General features: G+C 64.9%; 14 protein-coding genes. 11 read left to right on the forward strand and 3 right to left on the reverse strand.

Going from position 1 to position 18,054, the window contains the following annotated elements; all coding sequences use genetic code 11:
- The first annotated feature begins 203 nt into the window (after positions 1–203).
- The 11 genes from ACYVNQ_RS07055 to ACYVNQ_RS07105 all read left to right on the forward strand — a co-directional run bounded on the left by ACYVNQ_RS07055 (position 204) and on the right by ACYVNQ_RS07105 (position 13,653).
- Positions 204–2,069 carry a glycosyltransferase family 39 protein gene (locus ACYVNQ_RS07055; RefSeq protein ID WP_460901771.1) on the forward strand — a complete coding sequence of 622 codons (1,866 nt, stop codon included), beginning with the start codon at positions 204–206 and terminating at the stop codon, positions 2,067–2,069.
- A gap of 19 nt (positions 2,070–2,088) precedes the next feature.
- Positions 2,089–2,460 (forward strand): SMR family transporter, encoded by a 372-nt coding sequence (locus ACYVNQ_RS07060; RefSeq protein ID WP_460901772.1) that lies wholly within the window; start codon positions 2,089–2,091, stop codon positions 2,458–2,460.
- A 160-nt stretch (positions 2,461–2,620) separates the two neighbouring features.
- On the forward strand, positions 2,621–3,772 hold the full coding sequence (locus ACYVNQ_RS07065) for a DegT/DnrJ/EryC1/StrS family aminotransferase (RefSeq protein WP_460901773.1): 1,152 nt from the start codon (positions 2,621–2,623) through the stop codon (positions 3,770–3,772).
- A gap of 115 nt (positions 3,773–3,887) precedes the next feature.
- On the forward strand, positions 3,888–4,931 hold the full coding sequence (locus tag ACYVNQ_RS07070; RefSeq protein WP_460901774.1) for a glycosyltransferase: 1,044 nt from the start codon (positions 3,888–3,890) through the stop codon (positions 4,929–4,931).
- Entirely contained in the window at positions 4,928–5,956 is a 1,029-nt protein-coding gene (locus ACYVNQ_RS07075) for a formyltransferase (RefSeq protein WP_460901775.1), read from the forward strand. Before ACYVNQ_RS07070 ends, ACYVNQ_RS07075 begins: the two co-directional genes overlap by 4 nt.
- Positions 5,953–6,993 carry a bifunctional UDP-4-keto-pentose/UDP-xylose synthase gene (locus tag ACYVNQ_RS07080; protein WP_460901776.1) on the forward strand — a complete coding sequence of 347 codons (1,041 nt, stop codon included), beginning with the start codon at positions 5,953–5,955 and terminating at the stop codon, positions 6,991–6,993. Before ACYVNQ_RS07075 ends, ACYVNQ_RS07080 begins: the two co-directional genes overlap by 4 nt.
- A gap of 57 nt (positions 6,994–7,050) precedes the next feature.
- The gene (locus tag ACYVNQ_RS07085) at positions 7,051–7,947 is read left to right on the forward strand and encodes a polysaccharide deacetylase family protein (protein WP_460901777.1); all 897 of its coding nucleotides are present in this window, start codon (positions 7,051–7,053) and stop codon (positions 7,945–7,947) included.
- A gap of 165 nt (positions 7,948–8,112) precedes the next feature.
- The gene (locus tag ACYVNQ_RS07090) at positions 8,113–8,574 is read left to right on the forward strand and encodes a peroxiredoxin (RefSeq protein ID WP_460901778.1); all 462 of its coding nucleotides are present in this window, start codon (positions 8,113–8,115) and stop codon (positions 8,572–8,574) included.
- Positions 8,575–8,938: 364 nt separating this feature from the next.
- Positions 8,939–10,813, forward strand: coding sequence for a PhoH family protein (locus tag ACYVNQ_RS07095; protein WP_460901779.1), 1,875 nt, complete (start codon positions 8,939–8,941; stop codon positions 10,811–10,813).
- A 309-nt stretch (positions 10,814–11,122) separates the two neighbouring features.
- Positions 11,123–12,712: a C40 family peptidase gene (locus ACYVNQ_RS07100; protein ID WP_460901780.1), complete on the forward strand. Its 1,590-nt coding sequence runs from the start codon at positions 11,123–11,125 to the stop codon at positions 12,710–12,712.
- A gap of 134 nt (positions 12,713–12,846) precedes the next feature.
- The gene (locus ACYVNQ_RS07105; protein WP_460901781.1) at positions 12,847–13,653 is read left to right on the forward strand and encodes an SDR family NAD(P)-dependent oxidoreductase; all 807 of its coding nucleotides are present in this window, start codon (positions 12,847–12,849) and stop codon (positions 13,651–13,653) included.
- A 44-nt stretch (positions 13,654–13,697) separates the two neighbouring features.
- Here the strand turns inward: ACYVNQ_RS07105 and ACYVNQ_RS07110 are convergent, their stop codons facing one another.
- From ACYVNQ_RS07110 to dnaB, 3 genes are all read right to left on the reverse strand, one after another.
- Positions 13,698–14,708, reverse strand: coding sequence for an inorganic phosphate transporter (locus tag ACYVNQ_RS07110; RefSeq protein WP_460901782.1), 1,011 nt, complete (start codon positions 14,706–14,708; stop codon positions 13,698–13,700).
- Entirely contained in the window at positions 14,708–15,334 is a 627-nt protein-coding gene (locus tag ACYVNQ_RS07115) for a DUF47 domain-containing protein (protein WP_460901783.1), read from the reverse strand. The genes ACYVNQ_RS07110 and ACYVNQ_RS07115 overlap by 1 nt, the downstream gene beginning before the upstream one ends.
- 128 nt (positions 15,335–15,462) lie before the next feature.
- A complete protein-coding gene (gene dnaB, locus ACYVNQ_RS07120) occupies positions 15,463–17,892 on the reverse strand; it encodes a replicative DNA helicase (RefSeq protein ID WP_460901784.1) in 2,430 nt (809 codons plus the stop codon).
- Positions 17,893–18,054 lie beyond the last annotated feature (162 nt).

An 18,054-nucleotide genomic window follows, 5' to 3' on the forward strand; every position in this document is an offset into this window, starting at 1 on the left:
CGGCGCTCGAGGGCGCGCTTTAAAGGCAACTTGAAGTCAGCTCAAGGGGCAACCTGAAGGCGACGTGAAGTCAGCTTAAGGGCAGCTTAAGCCTCGCCGCCCCATGATCGCCGGCTTGCCCGCCGCCACGCGGCCGCTCGCCGGCGCGGCGCCGCCCACAAAAAATGATGCCGCCGCCGCGGTACCGAAAAAGGTTGAAATCAATGAACGATACGCCGTCCCGGCTACCGCTCAATCGCACTGCTGTCCTGCTCCTCTTGATCGCGCTCGCCGTGATCTGGTTCGTGCCGCTCGGCTGGCGCCATCTGCTGCCGAGCGACGAAGGCCGTTATGCCGAAATGGCGCGCGAAATGTTCGTCACCGGCGACTGGATCACGCCGCGCTACAACGGCTACAAATATTTCGAGAAGCCGCCGCTGCAAACCTGGGCGAATGCGCTGAGTTTCGCGTGGTTCGGCCTCGGCGAATGGCAGGCGCGCCTGTACACCGCACTGACCGGCTTCGCCGGCGTGCTGGTGGTCGGCTACACCGGGGCGCGCGTATTCAATACGGCGACCGGCGTGTTCGCCGCGCTGGTGCTCGCCGTCTCGCCGTACTGGAATCTGATGGGCCACTTCAACACGCTCGACATGGGCCTGTCGTTCTGGATGGAGTTGTCGCTGTGCGCGCTGCTGCTGGCGCAGCGTCCGAATCTGCCCGGCGGCGCGGCGCGCGGCTGGATGTGGGTGTGCTGGGGGGCGATGGCGCTCGCGGTGCTGTCCAAGGGCCTCGTCGGATTGATCCTGCCAGGCGCGGTGCTGGTGCTGTACACGCTGATCGCGCGCGACTGGGCGTTGTGGCGGCGCCTGTATCTGGTGAGCGGCCTGATCGTGTTCTTTGCGATCGTCACGCCGTGGTTTCTGCTGGTGCAGGAACGCAACCCTGAGTTTTTCAATTTCTTTTTCGTGGTCCAGCAGTTCCGGCGTTATCTGACGCCTGAGCAGAATCGCCCCGGCGCGTTCTATTACTTCGTGCCGGTGCTGATCGTCGGATTTTTGCCGTGGCTGTCGGTGATCCTGCAGAGTTTGCGCCGCGCACTGCAGACGCCGCGTCAGGCCAACGGCTTCGCGCCGGTGCTGATGCTGCTGGTATGGAGCGGATTCATCTTTCTGTTCTTCAGCGCGTCGCATTCGAAGCTGCTGTCGTACACGCTGCCGATCGCGCCGGCCCTCGCGCTCCTGATCGGCCTGTATCTGCCGCTCGTCACGAAGGAACGCTTTCATCGTCATCTGGCGGGCTATGCGGTGTTCCTCGTGGTCGCCGCGTTCGGTGCGATTTTTCTGAGCCGCTTCGGCGACGCGCGCACGCCGAATGCGCTGTACGTCGAGTTCCGCAGCTGGGTGTTCGCGGCGCTGGGCGTCGCGTTCGTGCTGACGCTCGCAGCGCTGTGGATCAACCGCAAGAGCCGCACCGGCGTGCTCGGCGCGGCGCTCGCGTTCGGCGCCGGCTGGCTGCTGCTCGGCACCATCGCGGGTACCGGCCATGACACCTTCGGACGCCTCAGTTCCGGCGCGCCGCTGGCGCCCGCGGTGCGCGCGGCGCTCGCGAAACTGCCGCCCGACACGCCGTTCTACTCGGTCGGCGTGCTCGACCACACGATGCCGTTCTACGTGCACCACACGATGACGATGGTCGAAGTGACCGACGAACTCGCGTTCGGCATCAATGCGGAACCGCAGAAATGGGTGCCGACGGTGGCCGATTGGGTCAAGCGCTGGAACGCCGACCGCTATGCGCTCGCGCTGATCCCGGTGGGCCGCTACGACGATCTCGCGGCGCAACATGTGCCGATGCAGGTGATCGCGCGCGATGCGCGGCGCGTGATCGTCGAGAAGCCGGAACCGGCGGCGGCAGATGCGCCAGGGGCACGCACCACCGCGGCCGCGGCAAGCGCCAGCGAGCCCGCCGCCGCGCAGCCGGCGGCGTCCGCGGGGTCCGAGGGATCGGCGGCGTCCGCCGCGCCAGCCACAGCGCCCGCTCCCGCCGCCCCGGCAGCGCCCGCCCCCGCCGCGTCGCAAGCGCAGCCCTGACTTTCAACCACGAGCCTCGATGAACCCGATTTCCTTCTTCTGCATCCTCGCCGGCGTCACGCTGAACGCGTGCGCGCAACTGCTGCTCAAGGCCGGCACCAATGCCGTTGGACACTTCGAATTCACCCGTGCGAACATCCTGCCCATCGGCTTCAGGCTGGCCACGCAGTTGCCGATCATCGGCGGCCTCGCCTGCTATGTGGTGAGCGTCGTCGTATGGGTCGTCGGGTTGTCGCGCGTCGAGGTGTCGATCGCCTATCCGATGCTGTCGCTCGGCTACGTGGTCAATGCGTTCGCGGCGTGGTATCTGTTCGGCGAGACGCTGTCGGTGCAGAAGCTCGTCGGCATCGGCATCATCCTGATCGGCGTGTACGTGCTGGCGCGCAGCTAGCGCCTGCTGCGGCCCGCCGCCTGGAGCCGCCGGGAAGCCATGCAGCAGGCGCAGCGCTTGCGTGGCCCGCCGCATCGACTTCGCCGTCAGGCTCGTGTAACGCTAATGAAAAGTATGCTGTGCGGATTCAGCTAGCCTCACCCTACCGACCAAGGCACTCATGACCCAGTCATCCGTCCCGTTTTTGCCGTTCGTGCGCCCCGACATCGACGAAGAGACCATCGCCGGCGTCGCCGACGTGCTGCGCTCCGGCTGGATCACCACCGGCCCGCAGAACCAGGCCTTCGAAGCGGCGCTGTCGGCGTTCTGCGGCGGACGCCCGGTGCGCACCTTCAATTCTGGCACCGCGACGCTTGAAATCGGTCTGCGGATAGCCGGGGTTGGCCCCGGCGACGAAGTGATCACCACGCCCGCATCGTGGGTCGCCACCGCCAACGTGATTCTCGAAACCGGCGCGACGCCGGTGTTCGTCGATATCGACCCGCGCACGCGCAACATCGATCTCGAACTGCTCGAGGGCGCCATCACACCGCGCACCAAGGCATTGATCCCCGTCTACCTCGCCGGCCTGCCGGTCGACATGGACCGGCTGTACGAGATCGCCCGCGCGCACAAGCTGCGCGTGATCGAAGACGCCGCGCAGGCGTTCGGCTCGACGTGGCGCGGCGAACGCATCGGCAAGCTCGGCGACATCGTGTCGTTCAGCTTCCACGCGAACAAGAACCTGACGTCGATCGAAGGCGGCGCACTGGTGCTCAACGACGAAGCCGAAGCACTGCTCGCGCAGAAATACCGGCTGCAGGGCATCACGCGCACCGGCTTCGACGGCATGGATTGCGACCTGCTCGGCGGCAAGTACAACCTGACCGACGTCGCAGCGCGCGTCGGCCTCGGCCAGTTGCCGCGTCTCGAAGGCTTCACCGCGCAGCGCAGGAAACTGGCGCGCGCATACTTCTCCGGCTTCGAAGGCGGCGCGGCGGTCAAGCTCGGCGTCGGCCTGCCGGTGGCAGACTTCGAAAACAGCAACTGGCATATGTTCCAGATCACGCTGCCGCTCGAGCGGCTGGCGCTCGACCGCGCCGGCTTCATGGGCGCACTGAAGGAGCGCGGCATCGGCTCGGGCGTGCACTATCCGGCGATTCATCTGTTCTCGCTGTACCGTGCGCGCGGCTTCAGGGAAGGCATGTTCCCGCATGCGGAGCGCTTCGGCGCGAGCACGGTGACGCTGCCGCTCTTTACGCAGATGAGCGAAGACGACGTCGCGCGCGTGTGCCGCGCGGTCGACGAAATCTGCGCGCAGCACGGCCGCTGAACTGAACTGCCCGCAGCCGATTCAAGCCTTAGATAAACACCATGCTCGCGATACTGACCGGCCAACCCAGCTACCTCAAGTACCCCAGCGAAAACCAAGCGGAACACAAGCGGACATGAGCCAAACGGAACACCGCCGGGCCCGGCCCGAAGTCTCGATCATCATCCCGGTCTACAACGAGGAGGCGGGGTTGGGCGAGCTGTTCGCGCGCCTGTACCCAGCGCTCGACGCGCTCGACGCGACCTACGAAGTGATCTTCATCAACGACGGCAGCCGCGACAAATCTCCCGCGCTGCTCGCCGCGCAGTTCCGCGCCAGGCCCGACACCACACGCGTGATCCTGCTGAACGGCAATTACGGCCAGCACATGGCGATTCTCGCGGGCTTCGAGCAGTCGCGCGGCGACATCGTGATCACGCTCGACGCCGACCTGCAGAATCCGCCTGAAGAAATCGGCAAGCTGGTCGCGAAGATGCGCGAAGGCTTCGACTACGTCGGCACGATCCGCCTGCAACGGCGCGACAGCCTGTGGCGCCGCAAGGCCTCGCAGGTGATGAACCGGCTGCGCGAACGCATCACGCGCATCAAGATGACCGACCAGGGCTGCATGCTGCGCGCGTACAGCCGGCATATCGTCGATACGATCAATCGCTGCGGCGAGATCAACACGTTTATTCCGGCACTGGCCTACACGTTCGCGCAAAACCCGGTCGAAATCGAAGTCGCGCATGAAGAGCGCTTTGCCGGCGAATCGAAGTATTCGCTGTACAGCCTGATTCGCCTGAACTTCGACCTCGTCACCGGCTTCTCGGTGGTGCCGCTGCAATGGCTGTCGTTCATCGGCGTGATTCTGTCGATGGGCTCCGCCGGCCTGTTCGTGCTGCTGCTGATTCGCCGCTTCATCATCGGCGCGGAAGTGCAAGGCGTGTTCACGCTGTTCGCCATTACGTTCTTCCTGCTGGGCGTGATCATCTTCGCGCTCGGGCTGCTGGGCGAATACATCGGCCGTATCTACCAGCAGGTGCGCGCGCGGCCGCGTTATCTGGTGCAAACCATTCTCGAGGAACGCGACGGCGAAACGGTCGCGGCGCAACCGCGGCAAAGTGTCGTGCAGGCGGTGCAGCCTGCGCCGATCGTCGACCAGGGGCCAAGCCGATGAAGCCGCGCGCCGTCGTATTCGCGTATCACAACGTTGGCGTGCGCTGCCTGCAGGTGCTTCTTGCGCGCGGCGTCGACGTCGCGCTGGTGGTCACGCACGAAGACAACCCTAGCGAGAACATCTGGTTCGGCAGCGTCGCGCAGGTCGCCGCGGAACACGGCATCGAAACCATCACGCCGGCCGATCCGGCCAGCGCGCAATTGCGTGCCGCGGTAAGCGCCGCGCGGCCCGATTTCATTTTCTCGTTCTACTACCGGCATATGCTGCCGCTCGAGCTGCTCGCGCTGGCCGCGCGCGGCGCGTACAACATGCACGGCTCGCTGCTGCCGAAGTACCGCGGCCGTGTGCCGACCAACTGGGCGGTGCTGAACGGCGAAACGGAAACCGGCGCCACGCTGCATGAAATGGCCGCGAAACCGGATGCCGGCGCGATCCTCGCGCAAACGCCGGTGCCGATCCTGCCCGACGATACCGCCGCGCAGGTATTCGACAAGGTCACGGTGGCCGCCGAGCAAACGCTGTGGCGTGTGCTGCCCGCGCTGCTCGCGGGCGAAGCGCCGCATCTGCCGAACGATCTCGCGCACGGCAGCTATTTCGGCGGCCGCAAGCCGGAAGACGGCCGGCTCGACTTCACGCAGCCCGCGCAACGCGTGTACAACCTGATCCGCGCAGTGGCGCCGCCGTATCCGGGCGCCTTCACCGATATCGAGGTTGGCGCCGGCGCCGACACCCGCAGCGAACGCTTCGTGATCGCCCGGGCGCGTCTCGCGCCACCAGGCCAGTTCGCAGGCCAAGCCGCCGCAAATTTGCCCGCGGGGCTGCACGTAAGCGATAATGCCTTTTTTGCGATGTGCGGCGATGGCCGCGCCATCGCGATTCACGAACTGCGGCATCAGCCCGGCGGCCATGCTGGTAACGGCGCTAATGGCAGCGCCAACAGCGGCGCTGACAACAGCCCCGGCGGCGAACGCGCCGTCACTCCTGCCGAATTCTTGCGGCTCACCCAACCTTCCCGTAACAGATGAAAAAAGTCCTGATTCTGGGCGTGAACGGCTTTATCGGCCATCACCTGTCCAAGCGCATTCTCGAAACGACCGACTGGGAAGTGTTCGGGATGGACATGCAGACCGAGCGCCTCGGCGACCTGCTGAACCATGAGCGGATGCACTTCTTCGAAGGCGACATCACGATCAACAAGGAATGGGTCGAGTATCACGTGAAGAAGTGCGACGTGATCCTGCCGCTGGTGGCCATCGCCACGCCCGCCACCTACGTGCAGCAGCCGCTGCGCGTGTTCGAGCTCGATTTCGAGGCGAACCTGCCGATCGTGCGTTCGGCGGTCAAGTACAAAAAGCATCTGGTGTTTCCGTCGACGTCCGAGGTGTACGGCATGTGCGACGACGAAGAATTCGACCCGGATGCGTCGGAGCTGACCTACGGCCCGATCAACAAGCCGCGCTGGATCTACGCGTGCTCGAAGCAGCTGATGGACCGCGTGATCTGGGGCTACGGCATGGAAGGCCTGAACTTCACGCTGTTCCGTCCGTTCAACTGGATCGGCCCGGGCCTCGACTCGATCTACACGCCGAAGGAAGGCAGCTCGCGCGTGGTCACGCAGTTCCTTGGCCACATCGTGCGCGGCGAGAACATCAGTCTGGTCGACGGCGGCGCGCAAAAGCGTGCGTTCACCGATATCGACGACGGCATCGGCGCGCTGATGAAGATCATCGACAACGCGAACGGCATCGCGACGGGCAAGATCTACAACATCGGCAACCCGAAGAACAACTTCTCGGTGCGCGAACTCGCGCACAAGATGCTGGCGCTCGCGGCCGAATTCCCCGAGTACGCCGACAACGCGAAGAAAGTGCAGCTGGTCGAGACGTCGTCGGGCGCGTACTACGGTGCGGGCTACCAGGACGTGCAGAACCGCGTGCCGAAGATCGACAACACGATGCAGGAACTGAGCTGGGCGCCGAAGTCGACCTTCGACGAAGCGCTGCGCAAGATCTTCGAAGCGTATCGCGGCCACGTGGCCGAGGCGCGCGCGCTGGTCGAATAGTCGAACCCGCACGCGTTCGTTCCGCCCGCTCATCGCTTAACTGCAAGGCCCGCTTCCTTGGCTCGCATCGTTCTCAAGATCGACGTCGACACGCTGCGCGGCACCCGCGAAGGCGTGCCGAATCTCGCACGCCTGTTCGACCGCTTCAAGGCGCGCGCCACCTTCCTGTTCAGTCTCGGCCCGGACCACACCGGCTGGGCGATGCGCCGCGTACTGCGGCCGGGCTTTCTGAAGAAGGTGTCGCGCACGTCGGTGGTCGAGCATTACGGCATCCGTCAACTGATGTACGGCGTGCTGCTGCCGGGGCCCGACATCGGCCTGCGCGCAGCCGCCGACATGCGCGCGATTCACGAAGCCGGCTTCGAATGCGGCATCCATACGTGGGACCACGTGTACTGGCAGGACAACGTACGCACACGCGAACACGCGTGGACCGCGGCGCAAATGGAAAAGAGCTACACGCGCTTTATCGACGTGTTCGGTGCGCCGCCTGTCACCCACGGCGCGGCGGGCTGGCAGATGAACGGCCACGCATTCGAACAGATCGACGCATGGGGCATGCGCTATGCGTCCGACGGCCGTGGTCACACGCCGTACTTCCCGGTGGTGAACGGCAAGACGCTCGAGCACGTGCAGATGCCTACCACCCTGCCGACGCTCGACGAAGTGCTCGGTGTGGACGGCATCGATACGCACAACGTGGCCGCATGGCTGCTGAAGCAGACCGAGCACAATCCGCACGACCAGGTCTTCACGCTGCACGCGGAACTCGAAGGCCAGAAGCTCGCACCGATCTTCGAACAACTGCTTGATGGCTGGCGCGCGCAAGGCCATACGTTTGCGACGATGGGCGACTATCACGCGGCGCTAGACCGCGACACGTTGCCATCGTACCCTGTCGCATGGGGCGAAATTCCTGGCCGTTCCGGCGAATTGATCGTCCAGCCCGACTGACGGCTTGCGGCTTGTGGTTTGCAGCGCGCCGATCGTCGCGCTGCGCCGGCCAGACTCTCCCCCCGCATCAAAGTTCGAGCCGGGACAGGCGTGATGCAGCAGGCAGCGTACCGTACGCGCCAGCCTGCGTTCCGCTCTGCCCGACCATAACAAACGGAGAACCTCGTGCCCATCGCAGTCGACCAAGCCGTCCCCGACTTCACCGCCGCTGCTACCGGCGGCGATTTCACGCTGTCCAGTCTCCGCGGCAAAAAGGTGGTGCTGTATTTCTACCCGAAAGACAACACGCCGGGCTGCACGACCGAAGGTCTGCAGTTTCGCGATCTGTATCCGAAGTTCCAGAAGGCCGGCGCGGATATCGTCGGCGTATCGCGCGATAGCGTGCGTTCGCACGAAAACTTCAAGTCCAAACTCGAACTGCCGTTTACTCTGGTATCGGACCCGGATGAACAGCTGTGTACGTTGTTCGGCGTCATGAAACTGAAGAAAATGTATGGCAAAGAAGTACGTGGGATCGAACGTTCGACCTTCGTCATCGGCGCTGACGGCGTACTGCGCCGCGAGTGGCGCGGCGTGAAAGTGCCGGGCCACGTCGATGAGATTCTGGAAGCTGTACAAGCGCTGTGAGGCGCGTTATATTGGGCCGCAATGAGTGCCTGTTTACCCTACTTTTTCCGCAGTTGCGCTGATCACGTTCGTCATCTTCCGGACATCAACGTGAGGGCTGAAAGGTCTGCGAGGCCTGTCAGGCGCAATGCGACGAATCCAGCTGAGCCGCTTGCTCCGTACCACGGGGCGGCGGCTTTTTTCATTGCGCGCCGGCGTGCAGGCAACACCCGGCGTGCTTTCGTCAAGGAGCCGATCGAAAAACAGGCGAACCGGCATCACTAAACCCAGGCGCGCCTCCGGACGCAAACTGCGTGCGCAACATGGGCACGTCCAGGATGCGACAGGCGGCGCACGATATGACCCGATTCCTTCGAGGGAAACTATGCCTTTGCCTACTCCGCCCAGCAAGCTCGGCAGTCTGTTGCCGCCTGACGAATACAAGGCCAAAGCCCAGCCGGCACGGCCCGCCCGAAAACAGGCCCACGAAGGGGAGCAAGCAGAGTCGCCCGAACTCGGGCGCGCCAGTGTCGCCCTGCCGATGACCGACGCGGCCAATGCCGCTACGACGCTGCGCTCGGTGCCGGTTGCCGCCGCGCAGTCGTCGGGAATCGACGCGCCTGCGGTCGCCCCCGTCGCGCCGGCCAAAGGCCGCAAGACGAAGCAGACCGCCGCGCTGCTGTTGCCGATTCCGCCGCAGCAAGCAAGCGCAGGCGGCGCTCAGGCCGAAGCCGCCCCACCCGCCGTCGCGCGGCGCGGCAAAGCGCCGGCCGCGAGCGAAGCACAAGCGCCTGCGGCCACCGCGACACGTGCCGGCAGTCCCGCCGGCACCACGAAGTCGCGCGACACGCGCGGCGCCGCGGTCGAAGTGCGCAAGCTGTTCGTGCTCGACACCAACGTGCTGATGCACGATCCGACCTGCCTGTTCCGCTTCGAGGAGCACGACGTCTATCTGCCGATGATGACGTTGGAAGAACTCGACAACCACAAAAAGGGCATGTCGGAAGTCGCCCGTAACGCGCGCCAGGTGAGCCGCACGCTCGACGCGCTGGTGGCCAACGCCGGCCCGATGAGCGAGGGCATTGCGCTGTCGCGTCTGGGCAGCCGCGAGGCGTCGGGGCATCTGTACTTCCAGACCAAGCTGACCGATATCGAGCCGGTCGAAGGCCTGCCGCAGGGCAAGGCGGACAACCAGATCCTCGGCGTGGTGCGCGCGCTGCAGCGCGACCGCGCGGACCGTCAGGTCGTGCTGGTGTCGAAAGACATCAACATGCGGATCAAGGCGCACGCGCTCGGCCTGCCCGCGGAAGATTACTTCAACGACCAGGTTCTGGAAGACAAGGACCTGCTGTACTCGGGCATTCGCGCGCTGCCGCAGGACTTCTGGACCCGCCACGCGAAGGGCATGGAAAGCTGGCAGGACACCAAGACCGGCACCACCTACTACCGCGTGACCGGGCCGCTGTGCGGATCGATGCTGGTCAACGAGTTCGTCTATCTGGAGCCGCAAAACGGCGAGCCGGTGTTTCACGCGATCGTGCGCGAGATCAACGGCAAGACCGCATTGCTGCAGACGTTGCGCGATTACGGCCACCACAAGAACAACGTGTGGGGCATCACCGCGCGCAACCGCGAACAGAACTTCGCGCTGAACCTGCTGATGAACCCGGAGATCGACTTCGTCACGCTGCTTGGCCAGGCGGGTACCGGCAAGACGCTGGTCGCGCTCGCGGCAGGTCTTGCGCAAGTGCTCGACGACAAGCGTTACAACGAGATCATCGTGACGCGCGCGACCGTGCCGGTGGGCGAAGACATCGGCTTTCTGCCCGGTACCGAAGAGGAAAAGATGCAGCCGTGGATGGGTGCATTCGACGACAACCTCGAGGTGCTGCAGAAGACCGATGACGCGGCCGGCGAATGGGGTCGCGCTGCGACCCAGGAGCTGATCCGCTCGCGGCTGAAGATCAAGAGCATGAACTTCATGCGCGGACGGACCTTTGTCGACAAGTACCTGATCATCGACGAGGCGCAGAACCTGACGCCCAAGCAGATGAAGACGCTGGTGACGCGCGCAGGCCCGGGTACCAAGATCATCTGTCTGGGCAATATCGCGCAGATCGATACGCCGTATCTGACCGAAGGCAGTTCGGGGCTCACGTATGTGGTCGACCGCTTCAAGGGCTGGGCGCATAGCGGACATGTGACGCTGGCGCGTGGCGAGCGCTCGCGGCTGGCGGATTACGCGTCGGAGATTCTGTAGCGTTCTGAGACTTCTGTCGGGTTGGCGGCTTGATCGCTAGCGCGCGGATTTAGCGGTATCTCAAAGGCCGCTTCCGGTTTGCCGGAAGCGGCCTTTTTACGTCGTGTTACGGGTGGTTTCGCACGGTTTGACGCCGCGTTCGGGCCGCTGGACAAACGCGCACTATCGCGCGAAATCTCACAAAAAATAACAACAGTTAGCGCGTAAACCTCAAGTAATTGATCAAGTTCGCTTGCCCAAGCCACGCCGGCAGGCCTACTATCAGGCATCGTCCGCTTCGGGCGAGCTTGGCGCTCGTCCTAGCCTTTTATGCGCCGTTCCGCATTTTCGTCGCTCGGGTTGGCCGCCGGGTTTTCGGCCCGGTTTTCGCCCCGCTCATCGTCCGGCTGTTCGTCACGTCGATCGTCGTTTCTGACGCTCGTCACGCTGTCGCTCGCTGTGCTGCTCGCGGCCTGCTCCAGCGCGCCGCAAAAGACGGTGCGTAGCAGCTCGGGCAACGCGGCGGCGAGCACCACCGCCCGCACCTTCCGCCCGCCGCCGGGCTTCCCGGATTTCGTCGACCATAGCGTGGGCCGCGAAGAAATCTCGATTCAGGCCATGAGCCTCGTCGGCGTGCCGTATCGCTGGGGCGGCAATACGCCGGATAGCGGCTTCGACTGCAGCGGGCTGGTGCACTACGTGGTGCAGCGCGCCGCGACCGTCAACCTGCCCCGCACCACCGCCGATATGAGCTCGCGCGGCACAGCGATCGAGCCCGATGAAATCGCGGCCGGCGATCTGATTTTTTTCAACACCACCGGCCGGCCGCATTCGCACGTCGGTATTTACGTCGGCAAGCTGCGCTTCGTCAATGCGCCGTCGACGGGCGGCACGGTGCGGCTCGACTATCTGACCAATCCTTACTGGGCCAAGCGCTTTGACGGCATCCGGCGCGTCGCGCCGCCGCTCGCGCCGCCGAAACCAACGCCATTCGAGGCGCCGACTTACGATGCGGCGGCGCCGCCGCCGGCTGATGTCGACGTCGCGGTTGGGGCGACGGCGGTTGGCGTTGGGCAGACAACGACAGGCGCGCCAGCCGGGACGTCTACGGCCGCGATGGCTCAGCGTGTGGCCGGTGAGCGTGGACCGCTAACGGCACAGCGCGAGGCCGCAGATACGGGGTCGCGTATGCCGGTGGGTGCAACCGGCGGTGCTACAGGTGCAACTGGCAGTCCGATGGTGGCCGCGGGTGCGCCGGCCCGCCCAGGCGTGGCGAGTGCGAACGTGGCCGGTGCAAATGTGGCCGGCGCAGGTATGACCGGTGCAAGTGTGCCCCGTGAAGGTGTGACGCGTGAAGGTGCGGCGGCTCCGGGCGCAGCGAATTCCGGCGCAGCGACAGCCGCTTACGCCGCCGCCGGCAGCGCTTCAACAAACGCGGCCGCGGCCGATCAGTTCGAACCGCCACCACCGGCGCTGAGCGCGGCGCAATCGCAGGCGCGCGCCGCCGGTGCGGTGGCACCCGCTGTCGTCACCGCCGGGCAAGCCGCGTCCGGCGCAGGCAAGACCGGAGGAGGCGCCGCGCTTGCAGCCGCGCCGACACGGGACGGCGCGTCAGCAGGCTATGCACAGCAGCCAATCGCGCCGACGCGCCTCGCCGCACAGCCTCAGCCCGCAGTGGCGCCTGACGCGATCGACGCCGCCGCCGATGCCTACGAGCCGGCTCCGCCGGCTGCGGTCGCCGCGCGCCAGGCACAACAGGCGCAAGGAATCGCGCCGTCGGCAGCGCCAGCCCCGGCGTGGCAACAACGTCCGGCAGGCAACGTGCAGATCATGCGGGCGTCGACTGTGCCGCAACGCATGCCCGCGCCGACACAAACCAACGACGACCCGATTGCCGGCTTCGCGAGCGGTCGGTACTGAGTGCACAACCCAGCCCGAAGGCCCCGCGCAAGCCACCGCATACGCCTGCAAGCCAGAATCCGGCGGCGCACCGCGTCCGCCGCGGCTCTGCTATCGTGTCTGTCCGATATTTCAAGACAGGCGGGGTGAATACGATGGATCTCGGACTCAAGGACAAGGTCGTTCTGATCACGGGCGGCAGCAAAGGTATCGGCCTCGCGTGTGCGCGTGCGTTCGCGGCGGAAGGCGCGAAAGTCGCGATCGTGTCGCGCGACCCGGCCAATCTGGCGCGTGCCCGCGAGCAACTGGCCAGCGCCGGTCTGCACGTGCATCTGGCGCGCGCGGACCTGCACGATCCGCATAGCGCGGCTGACGTGGTCGAGGAAGCAACCCAGGCGCTCGGCCCGATCGACGTGCTGGTGAACAGCGCCGGCGCCGCGCGCCGCTACGACCCGGAACTGCTCGACGCCGATGCGTTCAAGGCGACCATGGAAGCGAAGTACTTCCCGTACATCTATCCGCAGCAGGAAGTGCTGCGCCGGATGGTGGCGCGTGTGAAGTCAGGCGAGGCGCGCGAACCGGGCACGATCGTCAACGTGATCGGCACTGGCGGCAAGATCGCCAGCGACATCCATATCGCGGGCGGCGCGGCGAATGCGGCGCTGATGCTGGCGACGGTGGGTCTCGCGCACTATCACGCACGCTACGGCATCCGCATCAACGCGATCAACCCGGGCGCGACGCTCACCGAACGCGTCGAAGAGGCGCTTGCACTGGAAGCGGCACAGCAAGGCGTCGATGTCGAGGAAGCGCGCAAGCGCGGCGAAGCGAAGGTGCCGCTCGGGCGTTTTGCAAAACCGGAGGAAATCGCCGACGTCGCGCTGTTTCTCGCGAGCCGCCGCGCCAGCTATGTGTCTGGCGCGATCATTCCGATGGATGGTGTCAGCGCGCCGATGATCTAGGGGCCTGCGCGGGGCGCGGGTTGAATCGACGCCCGCGCCGCGCCCTACAGTACGCGGTGCCCCACCCACCAGCCAGCCGCCGCCAGCAGCGCCGAGGCCGGAATCGTCAGCAGCCACGCCCACACGATGTTGCCCGCGACACCCCAGCGCACCGCGGACAGCTTGCGCGTCGCGCCCACACCGACGATCGCGCCGGTAATCGTATGCGTGGTCGACACCGGGATGCCGAGCCACGACGCAAGAAACAGCGTGATCGCGCCGCCAGTTTCTGCGCAAAAACCGCCGACCGGTTTTAGCTTGGTGATTTTCTGCCCCATCGTGCGCACGATGCGCCAGCCGCCGAACAGCGTGCCCAGGCCCATCGACAGATAGCACGCGCCGATCACCCAGATCGGCGGCGCATCCGCGGCGGACGACGCGTAGCCGGTCGCGATCAGCAGCATCCAGATGATGCCGATGGTTTTCTGCGCATCGTTGCCGCCGTGCCCGAGGCTATACAACCCCGCCGAAAATAGCTGCAGCCGCCGGAAGCGCCGGTCGACCTTGCTCGGTGGCGTGCGGAAATACAGCCACGACACGCTCAGCATGAAAAACGAACCCAGCACGAAGCCTAGCAGCGGCGAGATGAAAATAAACGCGACCGTCTTCAGCAGCCCGCTCAGATTCAGCGCGGTCCAACCCGACTTCGCGAGCGCGGCGCCGACCAGCCCGCCGATCAACGCATGCGACGAGCTCGACGGAATTCCGTAGTACCAGGTCACCACATTCCAGCCGATCGCGCCGACCAGCGCCCCGAACACCACGTAATGGTCGACGATGCCCGGATCGATCGTGCCCCGGCCGACCGTCTCGGCCACCTTCAGATGAAAGATGAAATACGCGATGACGTTGAACGCCGCGGCAAACGCCACCGCCTGCTGCGGCTTCAGCACGCCGGTCGAAACCACCGTGGCGATCGAATTGGCCGCGTCGTGAAAACCATTCATGAAATCGAACGCGAGCGCGACGGCGACCAGCGCAGCAACGGTCCAGATAGCGAGTTGTACCGACTGCATCAGGCGTTTTCCAGCACGATGCCTTCGATGATGTTCGCCACATCCTCGCACTTGTCGGTGACCGCTTCGAGCAGCTCGTAGATCGCTTTCAGCTTGATCAGCGTCTTCACGTCGTCTTCTTCGCGAAACAGCTTCGACATCGCCGAACGCAGCACGCGGTCCGCTTCGGATTCGAGCCGGTCGATCTCTTCGCAGGCCTTCAGGATCAGGCGCGCCTGCTTCATATCGGACAGCATGCCCACCGCGTCCTGCACGCGCTCGCAGGTCGCCGTGCAGATGTGCGCGAGCTGGCTCGCCTCCGATGTCACCGCGCGCACGTCGTATAGCGAGATCGCGGTGGCGACGTCCTCCATCAGGTCGAGGATGTCGTCCATCGTGGTGATCAGCTTGTGGATTTCGTCGCGGTCGAGCGGCGTGATGAAAGTCTTGTGCAGCAGGTCGATCGTTTCGTGGGTCAGCTTGTCGGCGGCCTTCTCGGCGATCTGCACGTTCTGCTTGTGGATCTCGGCGTCGGCGAGATTGTCGATCAGCAGCTCGAGCTCATGGCTTGCCGACACCATGTGCCGCGCGTGGGCGTTGAAGATTTCGAAGAACTTGCCCTCGGTGGGCATGAAACGACCAAACATTGGAACCCCGGAAGATGGCGGTGACGCCCGCTGTCACAAAACCGCCACATTGTACAGTTGACCGCTGGCGGCGGCACCGTCTTTTATGGCTCTTCCGGGGTAAAGCCGCCAGCGCGGCGCGGGTTGCGTCAGTCGCCGCCGTAGAAATTCTGCGCGCCCGCAAAATTATCGAACTTCGTGAATTGACCAATGAACGTGAGCCGAACGGGCCCGATCGGACCGTTACGCTGCTTGCCGATGATGATCTCGGCGGTGCCCTTGTCCGGGCTATCCGGGTTGTAGACCTCGTCGCGATAAATGAACAGGATCACGTCGGCGTCCTGCTCGATAGCGCCGGATTCGCGCAGATCCGACATGATCGGACGCTTGTTCGGCCGCTGTTCGAGACCACGGTTCAACTGCGACAACGCGATCACCGGCACGTCAAGTTCCTTCGCGAGGCTCTTCAACGAACGTGAAATTTCGGAGATTTCAGTCGCGCGGTTTTCACCCGACGACGAACCGCTCATCAGCTGCAGGTAGTCGACGATGATCAGGCCCAGCTTGCCGCACTGCCGCGCCAGACGCCGCGCGCGCGAGCGCAATTCCATTGGGTTCAGGCCGCCGGTTTCGTCGATGAAGATCTGCGCTTCGCTCATTTTCTGCACGGCGTGCGTGAGCTTCGGCCAGTCTTCGTCGGTCAGGCGGCCGGTACGCATGCGGTGCTGGTCGAGCCGGCCGACCGAGCCGAGCATACGCATCGTCAACTGTGTGCCCGGCATTTCCATCGAGAACACCGCGACCGGCAAGCCGTACTCGACCGCCACGTATTCGCCGATGTTCATCGAGAACGCGGTGTTGTGCGTCACCACGTAGTCGTCGGTGATATAGAGGCGCGATGGGTGCGACACCGAGATGCACTGAGTGGCCGTGTGCCGCGTCGGCTCGATCGATGCGATGACCGGCAGCTTGCGGCGCGTGCGCCCCGCCGCCACGCGCGTGCGCTTGCCTTCGAACAGGAACAGGCTGTGTGGATCGGGATGGCTGATCGTGCATTGATACGCGGTGGCGCCAGCCGTGCGTACACCATCGCGCGTGAAATTCCCCTGCTTCGTCGAAATCGTGCACCAGCCGCCCAGCGACCGCACCAGTTCGCACACGTCGCGCGCGAGTTCAGGGCTGGCGGTCGAGTAGCGCACCGTGCCCCACAATTCGACCCAGCCATCGGTATCGAGCAAACCACGCAGCAGGTCGAGCCGCACCGCTTTGCTCGCGTCGAGGTAAGCGCGCGGAATGAATTTGTCGTAACTGGTGCGCGCCCACAAACCCAGTTGCTCGAGCGCACGCTTGAGCGGATTGACCGGCGGGCGAGCCACTCCGTCTTCCGCCTCTCGGCGCTTGATGCGCCAGTCGTACTGATCGCCCCACGCGAGCTCCAGTTCGGTCCCGACGCGGGTGCGCATGCGCTCCAGCGTTTCGTCGGCCTTGACGCTGAAGCGCACCGCGGTGCCACCCAACGCGCCGTCGCCAAGCAACGCGCCCAGCACCCACGCGTCGACCGGCAATGCGTCCTGATGACCGAAATCGCCTGTCGGCATGTCGATCCACAAGCGGTTCCGGTAGCGTTCGCGCGTCAGCAGCGTGCGGATTTCAGCGGTGTTCAGAATGCGTGGCGCCGGCCATTCGCGATAGTGGACGCTCCACAGATGCTCGTCGCAACATTCGGCCGAACGCCCGTCGGAGAAACTCATGCGATACACCTGGCGCTCGCCCTGCGGATAGCACCCCGTGACCATCGACGGAGCACCATCGACCGAGGCCAGCGCGTCGCCGACCGCGAGGTCGCCCATCCGCTTCCAGCCGGTCAGCGTCTTGATGCGGGCATCGAGAGGCTGCGCCTTGCCCATCGACGGGCGGCCTGCCACGATGATCAGTTCGCCGCCGTGCATGCCCGACGTCATGCGGTCGAGATCGACGAAGCCAGTCGGCGTGCCGGTCACGTCGCTCGGGTTCGCGGTGTGATACAGCGTGTCGATCCGTTCAACCACCTGGGTCAAAAGCGGTCCGATTTCGAGGAAGCCCTGGGTGCCGCGCGCGCCATCTTCGGCGATCGAGAACACCTTCGATTCGGCCTCGTCGAGCAGTTGCCGGACTTCCTTGCCTTGCGGATTGAATGCGTCGGCGGAGATTTCGTCGGCCACCGACACGAGGCGCCGCAGCACCGCGCGGTCGCGCACGATTTCCGCATAACGGCGGATGTTCGCCGCGCTCGGTGTGTTCTGCGCGAGCGCGTTCAGATACGCGAGCCCGCCGACCTCTTCGGCCTTGCCCGAGGTCGTCATCGCCTCGAACACGGTCACCACGTCGGCCGGCCGCGTGGCCGCGATCAACCTGCCGATATGCTCGTAGATAATCCGGTGGTCATACCGGTAGAAGTCGCTTTGCGACAGGAAGTCGGCGATGCGGTCCCATGCGGCGTTGTCGAGCAACAGACCGCCGAGCACCGATTGCTCGGCCTCGATCGAATGCGGCGGAACCTTCAGCGACTCGATTTGCGGATCTTTCGACGGTGCGTTCATGGGGTGGGATTATCGGGCAAACGGGCCTGCTGGGATAGCGCGGCGACCCGTGCGCGAAGATAAAAAAAGCAGGGGCCGGTTTCCCGGCCCCTGCTCTCGCGCCAACTACGGCTCTGGCGACTTTTTTACTGCGCTTTTTACTGCATCACACCTGGCAGCGTG

Source organism: Paraburkholderia jirisanensis (assembly GCF_054782355.1).